The following is a 15,557-nucleotide window of genomic DNA, read 5'->3' as shown; positions in this document are numbered from 1 at the left end:
GGACTCAGGTGTCCGCGGCAGGTGCAGGGCGGCCGTAAACCGAAATCATCACGCAGGTCGCGATGACCAGCAGCGTGCCGGACGCCGACCACAGATCGATGCGTTCATCCCAGAACAACCAGCCCAGGATCGCGGAAATGATCACCGCGACATAGGTGAACGGCCCGATCAGCGCGGCGGGCGCAAGGCTGTAGGCGCGCGTCAGGTGAATCTGGCCGAAGGTCGCAAGCAGGCCGGTCGCCGCCAGCAGCAGCAACGCTTCCGGCGGCGGCAGCGCCCAGGCCCACAGCAAGGGAATGCTGGCGATCGCGGTGCCCATCAGCGCGAAATAGAACACGATCCGCGCCGGCGGTTCGGTGTTCGAGATGCGCCGGATGCTAACCATCGCGCAGGCGGCGAGCAGGCCCGAGGCCGCGCCAACGAGGCCGGCGACCGGATCGATCGGATGCATGCCGGGGCGCACGATCAGCGTGATGCCGATCAGGCCCAACAGCGCGGCGGGCCAAGTGATCGGCGCCGGTTTTTCGCCGATCCAGGCCCAGGCGATGAACGGCAGCCACAGCGGCGTCGAGTAGGTCAGCAGGATCGCCTCGGCGAGCGGCAGCCGTGCGATCGCGTAGAAGAATGCGTACATCGCGAGGATGCCGAAGCCGGCGCGCCACAGATGGCCGCCGAGCCGCTGGGTGCGGATGCCGGCGCCGCCACGTCGCAGCAGGAATGGCAGCAGGATCGCCAGCCCCACCGCGCAGCGCATGAACACGATGACCTCGTTGCCGGTCGTCGCCGAGGCGTAGCGGATGCACACGCCCATGACCGAGAACGCGGCAGCCGCGATCAGGGCATGAACAGCGCCGCGGCGCAGATCGGTGGGCATGAAAGGCTGGGGCAGAGCGGCAACGGAGGCGGGCGCGCATTGTAGCCGCGCCGGCAGCGGTGCCGGTTCAGGCGCTGGCGCTGCGCACCAGATTGCGGCCGGCGCTCTTCGCTTCGTAGAGCGCCGCATCCGCGCGCTCCAGCGCCTGGTCGCCGAAGTCGTCGCCGCGGACTTCGGCGACACCGATGCTGACCGTCGTGCTGACGCGGGTGTTGCCGCTCCAGATGCCGGTCGATTCGAATTCGCTGCGGATGCGCTCCGCCACCTGCCTGGCCTGGTCCGGCGAAGCCTGCGGCAGCAGGGCGCAGAATTCCTCGCCGCCGCGTCGGCCAAGCAGGTCGCTCGGCCGCAGCATGCGGCGCGCCGCGTCGGCGAATGCGCGCAGCAGCTGGTCGCCGGCGGCATGGCCATGGCGGTCGTTGACCTGCTTGAAGTTGTCGAGATCGAGCAGCAGCACCGAGACCGGCTGGCCGTCGCGGCGGCTGCGTTGCAGCTGTCGCGACGAAAGCTGATCGAAGCCGGCGCGGTTCAGCGCCTGGGTCAACCCGTCGATCTGAGCCGCCAGTGTCAGCTGGTTCTCCTGGCGCTCGTGGGTCATCAGCAGCAGGACCAGATTCCAGCTGACGGAGGTGATGAGGCCGAGAATCTGCATCGATGACTGGACCGCGCTGGGCTCCATGAAGGAGGCGATCTCCGGGCCCAGCAGCGTCAGCGCGATGCGCAGCGTGCTCATGCTGACGCTGAAGATATAAACCCCCATCAGGGCGCGCCGCGTCTTCAGCGGTTCCCTGCGCTGGGCATTGCGCATATCCCAGAAGCTGGCCACCGAGAGCAGCACGAGGATTCCATGCGTCACGCAGATGCGTGCACGCGTGTCGTGCTGGAACAGGGGCACGAGTTCGAACAGCAGCATGATCGCCAGCGACGGCAGCCAGTACCAGGCGGTGCTGTGGCGGTGACCGTTGAACTGGCGCTGGCCGCACCACATGAGCGCCCAGCTGCACAGGAAGAAGCCGTTGCCGAGCGTGATCGACAGCCAGTCGGGGGCGACATCGCGCAGGATCAGCAGCACGCTGCCGATGCCGGTCGTCACGTTCGACAGACCCCATAGCAGCATGCCGGGGCTGTTGCGGCGGATCGTCCACATGCTGACCTGGAAGAACGCGAACGAGAAATGCACGATCAGCAGCATCATGTACAGCGACCGCATATCGAGCGTGATCGACGAATGCATGATGCTAGCGGACGCGCAGCCGCCGACGGGCCGGGCTGGCGCCGTGGCCTTGGATCAATGTTGTGGACAGCCCCCGGATCATCGGCGCCAAGGATACCTGCAGTACGCGGGGATTCGCAGTGCCGGCAAGCCGGGCGCGGCGCTGGACTGTGCCCGCGCAAGGCTTGAAAATGCCGCCCCCATCCCCATGAATCGCTGGCGCCGCCGTCCGGTCCCGGCCGCCGCGCGCCCTTGCCGCTGAACCGAGTTCCTTCATGCCGATTTACGAGTACGTCTGCGCCGCCTGTGGTGCCGAAGTTGAAGTCATGCACAAGATTTCGGAAAAGCCGGGCAAGTGCCCGAAGTGCAAGAAGGACAAGCTGAGCAAGCAGATTTCTGCCGCCGGCTTCCGTCTCGGCGGCGGTGGCTGGTACGAGACGGACTTCAAGTCCGGCGGCGACAAGAAGCGCAATCTGGCCGGCGGCGGCGATGCCGCCCCGGCGTCTGCTCCGGCCAGCACCGCGGCCGACAAGCCGGCTGCCGAAAAGCCGGCGGCGAGCCCCAAGACTGCCACCAAGGCCGCCAGCAGCAAGGCGGGCGACTGAGCCGTGACCGCCCTTCTGCGCCGATGGCTGATTGCCGGCGTCCTGATCTGGATGCCGCTGGGCGCGACCCTGCTGGTTCTGCGCTTTGTTATCGGCCTGCTCGACACCAGCCTGCTGCTGATCCCGCCGTCCATCCGCCCCGACGTGCCGGGCCTGGGCGTGCTGCTGTCGATCGTGCTGGTGGTCGGCACCGGCGCCATCGCGGCGAATTACCTCGGCAGCCGCCTGGTGATCTGGACCGAGGCGATGCTCGGGCAGATTCCGCTGGTCCGCACCGTCTACGGCGGCATCAAGAAGCTGGCCGAGACGGTGCTTTCCGACAAGTCGGTCTCGTTCCGTCAGGCGGTGCTGATCGAATATCCGCGCAAGGGCCTGTGGAGTATCGCGTTCATTACCGGCTCGCCGATCGGCGAAGTGCAGGAAAAGACCCAGATGAAGGTCCTGACCTGCTTCGTGCCGACCACCCCGAATCCGACCTCCGGTTTCATCCTGCTGGTGCCGGAGGCCGACGTGACGCTGCTCGATATGTCGGTCGAGGACGCCATGCGCCTGGTGATTTCGCTGGGCGTCGTCACGCCGGACACCGCAAAGCGCAAGACCGTGCCCGGTGCCCCGGCCGGGCTGACCAGCCTGTAGCGGCGGCTCGGCGGCAGGCCCGCGCCATCGGCGCATGGTCGCAGCGCACGCCCGCAGGTAAACTACGCGGCCTTTTCGACCCGGCGGGACCGCCCGGTCGGGCTTCATGAACTCCCACGGCGCGGCGCGCCGGTCAAACACCAACGAACATGCGTAGTCACTATTGTGGTCAGGTCACCGAGCAACTGGTCGGAGAGACCGTGACCGTTTGCGGTTGGGTGCATCGCCGGCGCGATCATGGCGGCGTGATCTTCATCGACCTGCGCGACCGTGAAGGCCTGCTGCAGTGCGTCTTCGATCCGGACACCCAGGAGGCCTTCCAGGCCGCCGACCGTCTGCGCTCGGAATACGTCGTCAAGATCACCGGCCGCGTCCGGCCGCGTCCGGCCGGCACCGAGAACGCCGGCCTGACCACCGGCAAGATCGAGTTGCTCGGCAAGGAGCTGGAGCTGCTGAACAAGGCGGAGACGCCGCCGTTCCATCCGGAAGACGAGACAGTCGGCGAGGACACCCGCCTCAAGTACCGCTACATCGACCTGCGCAACCCGAAGATGCAGAAGAACCTGCGTCTGCGCCACGATGTCGTGCAGCGCATCCGCACGTTCATGGACGCCAACGGCTTCGTCGACGTCGAGACGCCGATCCTGACCAAGGCGACGCCGGAAGGCGCGCGCGATTACCTCGTGCCTTCGCGCACCCACCCCGGCCAGTTCTTCGCGCTGCCGCAGTCGCCGCAGTTGTTCAAGCAGCTGCTGATGATGTCCGGCCTCGACCGCTACTACCAGATCGCGCGCTGCTTCCGCGACGAAGACCTGCGCGCGGATCGCCAGCCGGAATTCACCCAGCTCGACGTCGAGACCTCGTTCCTGACCCAGGAACAGATCATGGCGATCATCGAAACGCTGGTGAAGGACCTGTTCCAGAACGTGCTGAACGTCGATCTGGGCACGCTGCCGCACATGAGCTACGCCGAGGCGATGCAGCGCTACGGTTCGGACAAGCCGGACCTGCGCAACCCGCTGGAGCTGGTTGAAGTGGCGGACCTGCTCAAGGATGTCGACTTCAAGGTCTTCTCCGGCCCGGCCAACGATCCGAAGTGCCGCGTCACGGCGCTGCGCATTCCGGGCGGCCGCGAGAAGCTGTCGCGCGGCGAGATCGACAAGTGCACCGAGTTCGTCAAGATCTACGGCGCCAAGGGTCTGGCGTATATCGTCGTCAACGAAAAGGCCAAGGGCCGTGACGGTCTGCAGTCGCCGATCGTCAAGAACATTCACGACGCTGCATTGACCGGCATCCTCGAGCGCACCGGCGCCCAGGACGGCGACGTCATCTTCTTCGGCGCCGACAAGTGGAAGGTGGTCTGCGACGCGCTCGGCGCGCTGCGCCTGAAGCTCGGCAACGACATGGGCATCACCGCGCAGGGCTGGAAGGCGCTGTGGGTGGTCGACTGGCCGATGTTCGAGTGGGATGACCGCGACGGCGGTCGCTGGGCTTCGCTGCATCATCCGTTCACGGCGCCCAAGCCTTTCGATGCCGTGGCGCTCAAGGCCAACCCGGGCACGATTCTTTCGCAGGGCTACGACATCGTCCTCAACGGCGTCGAACTCGGCGGCGGCTCGGTGCGTATCCATCGTCCGGACATCCAGCAGGCGGTGTTCGAGCTGCTCGGTATTGGCGCTGAGGAGCAGGAAGAGAAGTTCGGCTTCCTGCTCGAAGCGCTGTCCTACGGCGCGCCTCCGCATGGCGGCCTGGCGATCGGCATCGACCGCATGGTCATGCTGATGGCGGGTGGCTCGTCGATCCGTGAAGTCATCGCCTTCCCGAAGACGCAGACCGCGCACGATCCGCTGACCAACGCCCCCAGTGCGGTCGATCCGCGCCAGCTGCGGGAACTGCACGTCCGTTCCACGGTCCAGCCTAAGGCCGATCCGAAAGCCGATCAGGCCCACTGAGTTCCTTTGGAGTCATCCTGCATGACCAGCTTCAAAACCACGCTGCGCGTTTTGCTCGTTGTTGCCACGGCGGGCGGCCTGTCGGCCTGCGATCTGGAAGGTCTTGGCAATGGCAACGGCCTCAAGTCCCTGAAGGTCGTCCGCATTTCGTCGCTGGTCGATGCGACGGAGAAGTTCTCCTACCAGTGCTTCCCGGACCAGCTGCAGCTGCAGGGCATCTTCGATAACAGCGGCGTCGGCGACTACACCAGCCGCGGCTTCTGGACCTCAAGCAACCCCGAGATCGTTGCCGTCAGCAACGGCGATATTCCGCTCGATGGCGATACCTCGACGCCGCCTGAAGTGGGCGAGGCGGTGTACGGCTCCGGCACGATCCTGCCGAAGAAGATCGGTGTCGCGACGATCACCGGCACGTTTGTCGGCCTGAGCGCGAGCTACGAGGTCGAAGTGAAAGCCACCGACCTGACCAAGCTCAAGATCAGCGACTCGTCGCTGACGCTGGCGCCGGATACCGGACGCACCTTGACGGTCACGACCGAGATCGGCGACGAGACCATCGACCTGGGCAGCCTGCAGCGTGCGAGCTGGTCGTTTGAGGGGCAGGACGAAGACGAGGAGATTCCGGCAAAGGACGTCATCGCCGACATCGTCGCGTCCACCGGCCAGGTCATCGGCAGACAGGTTGGCGGCCCGTTGATCGCGCAAGCCATCTTCCCGCTGTGCAAGAACGCCGATGGTTCGGTGCTGCGCCGCACTTCGGACGTCAACGTCGCGATCCCGACCAAGATCACGCTGACCCGCGAATACAAGGACGCGCCGAACAACGAGCTGTTCGTCAAGACGAACGAGCTGATCACCAGCATCGCGACCTTCGCCAACGGCGATACCCAGGATCTGACCGGCGTGCTGCCGCTGGTAAGCAGCAATACCACCGCGCTCAAGACTTCGGCGGCGTTGAGCCGGCAGTTCGTCACCGCGGCCGCTGCCGGCACAGCGGTGCTGACGGGCACCTACGGCGGCGACGACGAGAACGACGAGGAAGAGATTCCGGATCCGCCGGAAGTCGTCAGCAGCCCCCTGACGATCAATGTCGTTGCCGGCGTGCCGGTGTCCATCGACGTCACCCCGGTCGACAGGACGGTCAATGCAGCATCGGCGACGGTCTATCTGGCGAAGGGCAACTTCGTGCTGAACGGCCAGCCGCGCACGCAGGCCCTGACCCGCGATGTCAGCTGGACCGTGACCAATACGGACAATTCGACCGCCGACAGAACCAAGATCCTGTTCGCGGCGAACGTCCTGACCGCCGGTGCGGCCTCGGGTAACTACAAGGTCAACGCAAAGTTCGAGAACGGCGACGCCGACATCATCGGTACGACCGGCGTCTGCGTGCGGCCGATCGACGACGAAGACACCGAAGTCGATGAATCTGCGGGCATCTGCCCCGACAATCCGGACGAAGAAGAAGGCTAGGCGTTCATTGGGCGCTCCAGCCACTACCCATAGTGGTTGGGGCCGCCAAGGGATACAATTAGTCGTTTCTGCGACCGGTTCTCGCGGCTGACAAGCCGCGACCTTTTGTTCGATCGATTTGTCGGAGGCCTCCCCCATGGCAGCCGTTCTCAAGCTGGACGAATTCAACCTGCTGGACGATGGCGAGTGCGATGCGCGCATCATCGCGGCCAAGGCGATCCTGGGTGATCGTCTGTGCATCCTCGGTCACCACTACCAGCGTGACGAGGTGTTCCGTCATGCGCATTTCTCGGGCGACTCGCTGAAGCTGTCGCAGATGGCGGCCAATTCCAAGGCCGATTTCATCGTGTTCTGCGGCGTGCACTTCATGGCCGAGGTTGCCGACATCCTGACCTTCGGCCAGCGCGCGGTGATCCTGCCGGATCTTGCCGCCGGCTGCTCGATGGCCGACATGGCGAACCTCGCGAAGGTCCGCAAGTGCTGGGACGAGCTGACGACGATCCTCGATCCGGATCAGGCCGTCACGCCGGTGACCTACATCAATTCCGCGGCCGATCTGAAGGCCTTCTGCGGCAGCCACGGCGGCATTGTCTGCACGTCGAGCAATGCGCGCGCGGTGCTGGAGTGGTCGTTCGCGCGTCGCGAGAAGGTGCTGTTCTTCCCCGACCAGCACCTCGGCCGCAATACCGCCGTCAAGATGGGGATCCCGCTCGAGCAGATGGTGGTCTGGGACTTCAACAAGGACATGGGCGGCCTGACCGCCGAGCAGATTCGCAATGCGAAGATGATCCTGTGGAAGGGCTTCTGCTCGGTGCACCAGATGTTCCAGCCGGCGCATATCGACAACTTCCGCTCGCGCGTACCGAACGGCAAGGTCATCAGCCATCCGGAAAACGCGATGGAAGTCTGCAGCAAGTCGGACTTCGTCGGCAGCACCGAATACATCCTGCGCACCGTGCGCGGATCGAAGCCGGGCGATCACTGGCTGGTCGGTACCGAGCTGAACCTCGTCAATCGCTTGGCCGACGAGATGAAGCCACAGGGCGTCAAGGTCGAGTTCATGTCGCCGACCGTCTGCATGTGCTCGACGATGTTCCGTACCGATCCGCAGCACCTCGCGTGGACCTTGGACAACCTGGTGGCCGGCAAGGTCGTCAACCAGATCCGCGTGCCCAAGGACATTGCCGATCCGGCGCGTGCCGCGCTGGATTTGATGCTCGAAGTCGTCGACTGATCGACGCCGCCTCACTTATTGCCCAACGAAGCAGAAATCGCCCATGTGGACCAACGCCAAGTCGCTCGCCCAGTTTGACCCTGAACTCCAGCAGGCCATCACGGCCGAGGAGCACCGCCAGGAAGCGCACATCGAGCTGATCGCGTCGGAGAACTACTGCAGCCCGGCGGTGATGGAAGCGCAGGGCTCGCAGCTGACCAACAAGTACGCCGAAGGCTATCCGGGCAAGCGTTACTACGGCGGCTGCGAGTACGTGGACATCGCCGAGCAACTGGCGATCGACCGCATCAAGCAGGTCTTCGACTGCGACTACGCCAACGTCCAGCCGCACTCCGGCGCCCAGGCCAACGCCGCGATCTTCCTCGCGCTGGTCAGCCCTGGCGACACCGTCATGGGCATGAACCTCGCCCAGGGTGGGCACCTGACGCACGGCAACCCGGCGAACTTCTCCGGCAAGCAGTACAAGATCGTGCCCTACGGTCTGGACACCGACACCGGCCTGATCAACTACGACGAGATGGAGCGCATCGCGCTCGAGACCAAGCCGAAGATGATCATCGGCGGCTTCTCGGCCTACAGCCGGGTCAAGGACTGGAAGCGCATGCGCGAGATCGCCGACAAGGTCGGCGCCTGGTTCTGGGTCGACATGGCGCACATCGCCGGTCTGGTCGCTGCCGGCGAATACCCGAGTCCGCTGCCGCATGCGCACGTCGTCACCAGCACCACGCACAAGACCCTGCGCGGACCGCGCGGCGGCATCATCCTGACCAAGGGCCAGCCGGAAGACTTCAACAAGAAGTTCCAGTCGGCGGTGTTCCCGGGCATCCAGGGCGGTCCGCTGATGCACGTCATCGCCGCCAAGGCGGTGGCGTTCAAGGAAGCGCTCGACCCGAGCTTCAAGGTCTACCAGAAGCAGGTCATCGCCAACGCACGAGCCATGGCCAAGGTCTTCCTCGACCGCGGCTACAAGGTCGTCAGCAACGGCACCGACAACCACCTGTTCCTGCTGGATCTGGTCGCCAAGAACGTGACGGGCAAGGATGCCGAAGCCGCACTGGGCAAGGCCCATATCACGACCAACAAGAACTCGGTGCCCAATGACCCGAAGAGCCCGTTCGTGACCTCGGGCCTGCGCCTGGGCTCGCCGGCCTCGACGACGCGCGGCTTCAAGGAAGCCGAGATGGCCAAGATCGCTGGCTGGATTGCCGACATCGTCGATGCGATGAGCAGCGGCGCAGACGTCGACGCCGTCATCGCCAAGGTGCGTGGCGACGTCGAGAAGCTCTGTGCCGGCTTCCCGGTCTACGGCGGCTGAATCCAGGAATCCGACGGGCCCCATCATGCAATGCCCGTTCTGCAAGAACCCGGACACGCGAGTCGTCGACTCGCGTCTCGCCGAGGATGGTACGCAGGTGCGGCGCCGGCGCGAGTGCGAGAAATGCGATGGTCGCTTCACGACCTTCGAGCGCGCGCAGCTGGCGATGCCGAACATCATCAAGCGCAGCGGCGATCCGGAGCCGTTCTCCGAGGACAAGCTGCGCCGCGGCATGGAAAGCGCGGTGTACAAGCGCGCGATCACGGCCGAGCAGCTCGATCATGCGATCGAGAACGTCAAGCGCAAGCTGCGCGAGACCAATGATCGGGAAGTGCCGTCGCCCAAGCTCGGCGAATGGGTGATGGAAGAGCTGCGCGATCTCGATCACGTGGCCTATGTGCGCTTTGCATCGATCTATCGCAGTTTCGAAGACGTGAATGCATTTCACGAGGAGATCGCGCGCCTGCAGAGCCTGCCGAGCGCCGAGCAGCGCCGTTCGCAGCTGCAGCTGCTTGGCGAGGGCGCAAAGCCGGACGACAGCCGTCCGACCAAGGGCTGACGCGCGATGAGCGACCTGGCGCTGGCGGCCGGCTACATGGCCCAGGCCCTGCGTCTCGCCGAGCGAGGCCGCACGACCTCGCATCCCAATCCCAGCGTCGGTTGCGTTGTCGTCCGCGACGGCGAAGTCGTTGGTGCCGGTTTCCATTCGCGCGCCGGACAGGCCCACGCCGAACCGCAGGCCTTGCAGCAGGCCGGCGAACGCGCGCGTGGCGCCGAGATGTTCGTGACACTGGAACCCTGCTCGCATTTCGGTCGTACGCCGCCTTGCGCGGACGCGGTCATCGCCGCAGGCATCGCCAAGGTCTGGGCGGCACTGGAAGATCCGAACCCCAAGGTCGCCGGCCAGGGCTTTGCGCGTTTGCGTGCCGCCGGGATCAAGGTTGAGGTCGGTTTGCTGCAGAGCGAAGCCAGCCGCGTGCATCGCGATTATCTGACGCGCATGCAGCGCGGCCGGCCCTGGCTGACGCTGAAGCTCGGTGCCAGCCTCGATGGCCGCACGGCGATGGCCAATGGCGAGAGCCGCTGGATCACGTCCGCCGAAGCGCGCGCCGATGTCCATCGCCTGCGTGCCGAGGCCGGTGCCGTACTGACGAGCAGCGCGACGGTGCTGGCCGACGATCCTGAACTGACGGTGCGCCTGCCGGGCGAGTGGCGCCAGCCGGACCGGATCGTGCTGGACAGCGCAGGCCGGGTCCCTCCCGCAGCCAAGGTCTGGTCGACGGGCGCGAGGCGGTACTGGGTTTCGCAGCGTACGACGCCGGCCATCGAGGGCGTGACCGCGGTGACGGTGGCGCCAGGCGACGACGGCCATTTGTCGCTGCCCGCCGCGATGGCGGCGCTGGCCGAGCAGGGCATCAACGCCGCGCTGGTCGAGTGCGGACCGGCGCTGGCCGGGGCGCTGCTGCAGGCCGGCCTGGTCGATGAGCTGCTGCTCTATGTGGCGCCGAGCCTGTTGGGGCATGATGCGCGCCCGCTGGCGGCATTGCCGGGCCTGGAGCGGTTGTCGCAGAAGCTGGAATTTCAGTGGCGCGATGTGCGCCGGGTTGGCGACGATCTGCGCCTGACGCTGCAGCCGCGCGCGGCGCCGTAGCCCGGATGCAATCCGGGGTCTTTGCCTGCAGAGAGCCGCACACCCCGGATTGCATCCGGGCTACGGGTTCCAATAGACGAGAGATCTACAAGGAAGTGAAGGATGTTCACGGGAATCATTGAGGCGGTCGGCCGCATCAGCGAAGTCGCCACGATCGGCGGCGACAGCCGCATGCGCTTCGAAACAGCCGGTTATCTGGCCGGCACGCAGCCGGGCGACAGCATTGCGGTCAACGGCGTGTGCCTGACGGCGATCGATTGCAGCGCCGATCATTTCACAGCCGACCTGTCGGTCGAGACCCTGCAGCTGACGACGGCGGGCCAGTGGAAGCCCGGTCAGCGCGTCAATCTGGAACGTGCGCTGACCGCGAGCAAACCGCTCGGCGGCCATATGGTGTCCGGTCACGTCGACGGCGTCGCCCGCGTGGTCTCGCGCATCGAGGAGGCGCGTTCCTGGCGATTCCGCTTCGAGGCGCCGCGTGCGCTTTCGCGCTACATCGCCCGCAAGGGCTCGATCTGCATCGACGGCATCAGCCTGACCGTCAACGAGGTCGAAGGCGATCAATTTGGAGTTAACATCATTCCGCACACCCTGAGCCAGACCACGCTGGGCGCCTTGCAGGCCGGCGACAGCGTGAATCTGGAAGCAGACCTGGTGGCGCGCTATCTCGAACGGCTACTCGCGAGCCGGGAGGACGCATGAGCAAGATCACAAATATCGGCAGCGCCCGCGAGACGGAAAGCGGTGTGCAGCTGGATTCCATCGAAGACGTCATCGCCGACATCAAGCGCGGCAAGATGGTGATCCTGATGGACGACGAGGATCGCGAGAACGAAGGCGATCTGGTCATGGCCGCCGAATGCGTGCGTCCGGAAGACATCAACTTCATGGCGCGCTACGGCCGCGGCCTGATCTGCCTGACGCTGACGCCGGAGCGCTGCCGCCAGCTGCGTCTGCCGCAGATGGTGTCGCGCAACGAGGAAAGCCAGAAGACCGCATTCACGGTCTCTATCGAGGCGGCTGAAGGCGTGACGACCGGCATCTCCGCGCATGACCGCGCGCAGACCGTGCGCGTCGCGGTCAAGGCCGACGCGACGCCGGACGATCTCGTGCAGCCGGGCCACATCTTCCCGCTGATGGCGCAGCCGGGCGGCGTGCTGACGCGCGCCGGCCACACCGAAGCGGGCTGCGATCTCGCGCGTCTCGCCGGCCTGACGCCGGCAGCAGTCATCGTCGAGATCCTCAACGAAGACGGCACGATGGCGCGGCGCCCGGACCTTGAAAAGTTCGCGCGCGAGCACGGCCTCAAGCTCGGCACGATTGCCGACCTGATCCGCTATCGCCTCGACAATGAGCACACCGTCGAGCGCGTCGCCGAGACGCATGTCGACACCGAGTTCGGCGAGTTCCGCCTCGTGACCTACCAGGACACGGTCGACAACACGATTCACCTTGCGATGGTCAAAGGCGCGATCGACGCGGCGAAGCCGACGCTGGTGCGCGTGCACATCCGCAACATGCTGGCCGACGTGCTCGGCGTGCAGCACGACCACTTCGGCTGGCCGCTGCGCCAGGCGCTCAAGCGCGTTGCCGACGAAGGCAACGGCGTCGTCGTCCTGCTGCGCAAGCCGGAGACGCCGCGCGAACTGGTGCAGCAGATCGTCGCGCTGAACAAGGAAGGTGAGGAGTTCCCGCACGACCCGCGGCCGATGTTGCGCACCTACGGTCTCGGCGCGCAGATCCTGTCCGACCTCGGCGTGCGCCAGATGCGCGTGCTGTCCGCGCCCAAGCGCATGCAGGGCATTTCCGGCTTCGGTCTTGAAGTCATCGATTACGTCAATCCGTCCCCATGAAGAAAACGCCGAAGAAGACTGTGTCGAAGACCGTTGCCAAGACAGCCGCCGCGCCGGCGGATGCCAAGACCGGTTATGCCGCGCCGGAGCTGCCGACGAAGGGCGAGTTCGCCAACGTCCGCATCGCGATCCTGTCGACGCGCTGGAACGTCGGCATCGTCGACGCGCTCGGCACCGGTGCACGCGCCTGCCTCAAGGCCTGGGGCGTGCCAGCGGCCAACGTCCGCGAGTTCCGTGCACCGGGCGCTTACGAGATGCCGCTCGCGGCGCTGAAGCTGCTCGCGCATGGCCGCTACGATGGCGTCGTGACACTCGGTGCGGTGATCAAGGGCGATACGCCGCATTTCGATTTCGTCGCCGGCGAATGCGCGCGCGGTCTGATCGACGTGCAGCTGCGCACCGGCAAGGCCGTCGGTTTCGGCGTGCTGACGACGAACACCGTCGAGCAGGCCTGGGCGCGCGCCGGCAAGGGGCCGACCAACAAGGGCTATGAAGCGACTGCTGCGATGCTGGAAATGATCCGATTCGGAAAGGCGCTTTCGTGAGAGCGCACCGACACGGTGTCTGCGCGAAGCGCAGTGGGTGCGGGAGGTGTGCGTCCGCTCACGGCAAAGGGATGAATGCTCTTTCCAGAATCGAGGTGCTCCAGTGAGCGACGCTCAGCCGCAGAGCCGTCGCGGTCTTGCCCGTCGCCTGACCGTGCAGGCGCTGTACCAGTGGCTGCTCAACGAAGGTACGCCGACGCAGCTGCTGCGCCAGTTCCGCGAGCAGGAAGAAGGCCTCGGCCGCGCCGATCCGGCTTACTTCGAAGAGCTGCTCAATGGCGTTGTCGAGCATGCACCGGCGCTGACGCTCGATCTGGTGCCGCAGCTCGATCGCCCGCTCAATCAGCTCGATCCGGTCGAGCATGCGGTGCTGCTGCTCGGTGCCTACGAACTGCGCCACAAGCCGGAAGTGCCGTGGCGCGTCGTCGTCAACGAGTCGATCAACCTCGCCAAGATGTTCGGCGCCGAAGACGGCTTCAAGTTCGTCAACGGCGTGCTCGACAAGCTGGCGCGGCAGCTGCGGCCCGACGAAACCTGAGCGGCGCCGGGCACGGCTCGCCATGAACGAGTTCGAGCTGATCCGTCGCTATTTCGCGCCATTGCACGCGGCGCGTGCGGACGACGGCGTGATCCTCGGCATCGGCGACGATGCGGCGCTGCTGGCGCCGCGCGCCGATCACGAGCTGGCGGTGACGACAGATACGCTGATTGCCGGCCGCCACTTTCCGCTGCAGACCTCGCCGTACGACGTCGGCTGGAAATCGCTCGCGGTCAATCTCTCCGATCTTGCCGCAATGGCTGCGGAGCCGCGCTGGTTCACACTGGCGCTGAGCCTGCCCGAAGCGGATTCCGCATGGCTGGAAGGCTTTGCTCGCGGCCTGCAGGCACTGGCCTCGCAATGTCGCATCGTGCTGGCCGGCGGAGACACGACACGCGGGCCGCTGACGATCTCGATCACCGCGATGGGCGAGGTGCCGCGTGGCCGCGCCGTGCGCCGCGATGGTGCGAAGCCCGGCGATCTGGTCTGCGTGACCGGTACGCTCGGCGATGCCGCGGCCGGATTGCGCGAAGTGCTTGCCGGGCAGCCGGCCAATGAATATCTGCTGCAACGCCTGAACCGACCGTTGCCGCGCGTTGCGACCGGCTGCGCCTTGCGTGGACTGGCAACGGCAATGATCGACCTGTCGGATGGCCTTGCCGGCGATCTGCAGCACATTCTCGATGCCAGCGATGTCGGCGCGGTGATCGATGCCGCGGCACTGCCGAGCTCCGCTGCGCTGATGAGCTACGCGCCTGAGTCCTCGACGCGTCAGGAACTGCAACTGAGCGGCGGCGACGACTACGAGCTGTGCCTGTGCATTCCGGCGGAACGTCTCGTCGACGCCTGTCGTTTCGTTGAAGCGCCGCTGACGGTGATTGGCCGCATCACCCGCGAGCGCGGATTCAGACTGGATGCAGCTGGCGGCGCTACCATGGCCGTCCAATCCGCCGGCTATCGACATTTCTAGATGACGCAGAGTCCCCAGGTTTCCGAAACCTCGCGCACGCCGAATCCGCCGCCGGCGCTGATCCTCGGCACCTTCGAGCACTTCGTCGCCTTCGGTTTCGGCGCCGGCCTCGCGCCAAAAGCGCCGGGCACGATGGGAACGCTGGTCGGCGTGCTGCTGTTCCTGCCGCTGTGGCTGCTGAGTCCGGAGTGGTATGCGCTCGTGGTTGCACTGCTTTTCGCAGTCGGCTGCTGGTTCTGCGGCGAGAGCGCGCGACTGCTCGGTGTGCACGACTATGGCGGTATCGTGTTCGACGAGATCGTCGGCCTGCTCGTCGCCGCCGCGCCGCTGGTATTGTGGCCGCCGGCCACCGCGCTGAGCGGCGCGCTGCTGCTCGGTGCTGCGTTCGCGCTGTTCCGCCTGTTCGACATCTGGAAGCCCTGGCCGATCCGCATCCTCGATCGCCGCGTCCATGGCGGCTTCGGCATCATGGTCGATGACCTGCTGGCCGGCGTTTTCGCTGCCGTGGTATTGGGCGTGCCGCTCTATGTGCTGAACACGTAGGCTGGGATGAAGCGTAGCGAATCCCAGCGCTGTGCGGCCGACCGGTGGAGCTGCTGGGATTCGCTGCGCTCATCCCAGCCTACGAAGGCGGTAACGCAGCTTTTCCTTGATCCGCACGCGCGGAGCGGCAATCCTCCACGCCGCTAGTCGAGGAA

At 65.8% G+C, this 15,557-nt stretch carries 16 protein-coding genes; 14 read left to right on the top strand and 2 right to left on the bottom strand.

The genetic code is table 11. The features are described 5' to 3' along the window. Positions 1-4: 4 nt before the first annotated feature. Together AC3WUF_RS13820 and AC3WUF_RS13815 are read right to left on the bottom strand one after the other, a co-directional pair. The gene (locus AC3WUF_RS13820) at positions 5-874 is read right to left on the bottom strand and encodes a DMT family transporter (RefSeq protein ID WP_492426515.1); all 870 of its coding nucleotides are present in this window, start codon (positions 872-874) and stop codon (positions 5-7) included. A 67-nt stretch (positions 875-941) separates the two neighbouring features. Continuing rightward, positions 942-2,108, bottom strand: a complete 1,167-nt coding sequence (locus AC3WUF_RS13815; protein WP_492426513.1) for a GGDEF domain-containing protein — start codon at positions 2,106-2,108, stop codon at positions 942-944. A 254-nt stretch (positions 2,109-2,362) separates the two neighbouring features. Here AC3WUF_RS13815 and AC3WUF_RS13810 point away from each other — a divergent pair, with 254 nt between their 5' ends. From AC3WUF_RS13810 to AC3WUF_RS13745, 14 genes are all read left to right on the top strand, one after another. After that, positions 2,363-2,692 carry an FmdB family zinc ribbon protein gene (locus tag AC3WUF_RS13810; protein ID WP_492426511.1) on the top strand — a complete coding sequence of 110 codons (330 nt, stop codon included), beginning with the start codon at positions 2,363-2,365 and terminating at the stop codon, positions 2,690-2,692. 3 nt (positions 2,693-2,695) lie between these two features. After that, positions 2,696-3,328 carry a DUF502 domain-containing protein gene (locus tag AC3WUF_RS13805; protein WP_492426509.1) on the top strand — a complete coding sequence of 211 codons (633 nt, stop codon included), beginning with the start codon at positions 2,696-2,698 and terminating at the stop codon, positions 3,326-3,328. Between the two features lie 149 nt (positions 3,329-3,477). After that, positions 3,478-5,280, top strand: coding sequence for an aspartate--tRNA ligase (aspS, locus tag AC3WUF_RS13800; protein ID WP_492426507.1), 1,803 nt, complete (start codon positions 3,478-3,480; stop codon positions 5,278-5,280). Positions 5,281-5,301: 21 nt separating this feature from the next. Beyond that, entirely contained in the window at positions 5,302-6,753 is a 1,452-nt protein-coding gene (locus AC3WUF_RS13795) for a hypothetical protein (RefSeq protein ID WP_492426505.1), read from the top strand. 136 nt (positions 6,754-6,889) lie between these two features. Continuing rightward, on the top strand, positions 6,890-7,987 hold the full coding sequence (gene nadA, locus AC3WUF_RS13790; protein WP_492426503.1) for a quinolinate synthase NadA: 1,098 nt from the start codon (positions 6,890-6,892) through the stop codon (positions 7,985-7,987). Between the two features lie 43 nt (positions 7,988-8,030). Continuing rightward, a complete protein-coding gene (gene glyA / locus AC3WUF_RS13785; protein WP_492426501.1) occupies positions 8,031-9,302 on the top strand; it encodes a serine hydroxymethyltransferase in 1,272 nt (423 codons plus the stop codon). A gap of 25 nt (positions 9,303-9,327) precedes the next feature. Beyond that, positions 9,328-9,861: a transcriptional regulator NrdR gene (gene nrdR / locus AC3WUF_RS13780; RefSeq protein ID WP_492426499.1), complete on the top strand. Its 534-nt coding sequence runs from the start codon at positions 9,328-9,330 to the stop codon at positions 9,859-9,861. A gap of 6 nt (positions 9,862-9,867) precedes the next feature. Next, positions 9,868-10,953, top strand: coding sequence for a bifunctional diaminohydroxyphosphoribosylaminopyrimidine deaminase/5-amino-6-(5-phosphoribosylamino)uracil reductase RibD (ribD, locus tag AC3WUF_RS13775; RefSeq protein WP_492426497.1), 1,086 nt, complete (start codon positions 9,868-9,870; stop codon positions 10,951-10,953). A 102-nt stretch (positions 10,954-11,055) separates the two neighbouring features. Next, positions 11,056-11,655, top strand: coding sequence for a riboflavin synthase (locus tag AC3WUF_RS13770; protein WP_492426495.1), 600 nt, complete (start codon positions 11,056-11,058; stop codon positions 11,653-11,655). Positions 11,656-11,699: 44 nt separating this feature from the next. Then, entirely contained in the window at positions 11,700-12,806 is a 1,107-nt protein-coding gene (ribBA, locus tag AC3WUF_RS13765) for a bifunctional 3,4-dihydroxy-2-butanone-4-phosphate synthase/GTP cyclohydrolase II (protein ID WP_492427196.1), read from the top strand. Next, positions 12,803-13,351: a 6,7-dimethyl-8-ribityllumazine synthase gene (gene ribH / locus AC3WUF_RS13760; RefSeq protein ID WP_492426493.1), complete on the top strand. Its 549-nt coding sequence runs from the start codon at positions 12,803-12,805 to the stop codon at positions 13,349-13,351. Before ribBA ends, ribH begins: the two co-directional genes overlap by 4 nt. Before the next feature lie 103 nt (positions 13,352-13,454). Continuing rightward, positions 13,455-13,889, top strand: coding sequence for a transcription antitermination factor NusB (nusB, locus tag AC3WUF_RS13755; protein WP_492426491.1), 435 nt, complete (start codon positions 13,455-13,457; stop codon positions 13,887-13,889). Positions 13,890-13,911: 22 nt separating this feature from the next. Beyond that, on the top strand, positions 13,912-14,859 hold the full coding sequence (gene thiL, locus AC3WUF_RS13750) for a thiamine-phosphate kinase (protein WP_492426489.1): 948 nt from the start codon (positions 13,912-13,914) through the stop codon (positions 14,857-14,859). Then, positions 14,860-15,402, top strand: a complete 543-nt coding sequence (locus tag AC3WUF_RS13745) for a phosphatidylglycerophosphatase A family protein (protein ID WP_492426487.1) — start codon at positions 14,860-14,862, stop codon at positions 15,400-15,402. Positions 15,403-15,557 lie beyond the last annotated feature (155 nt).

The organism is Fontimonas sp. FW305-C-3 (assembly GCF_058783185.1).
Note: the sequence above shows the minus strand (reverse complement) of the source record. Positions and strands in the feature narration are given on the sequence as shown.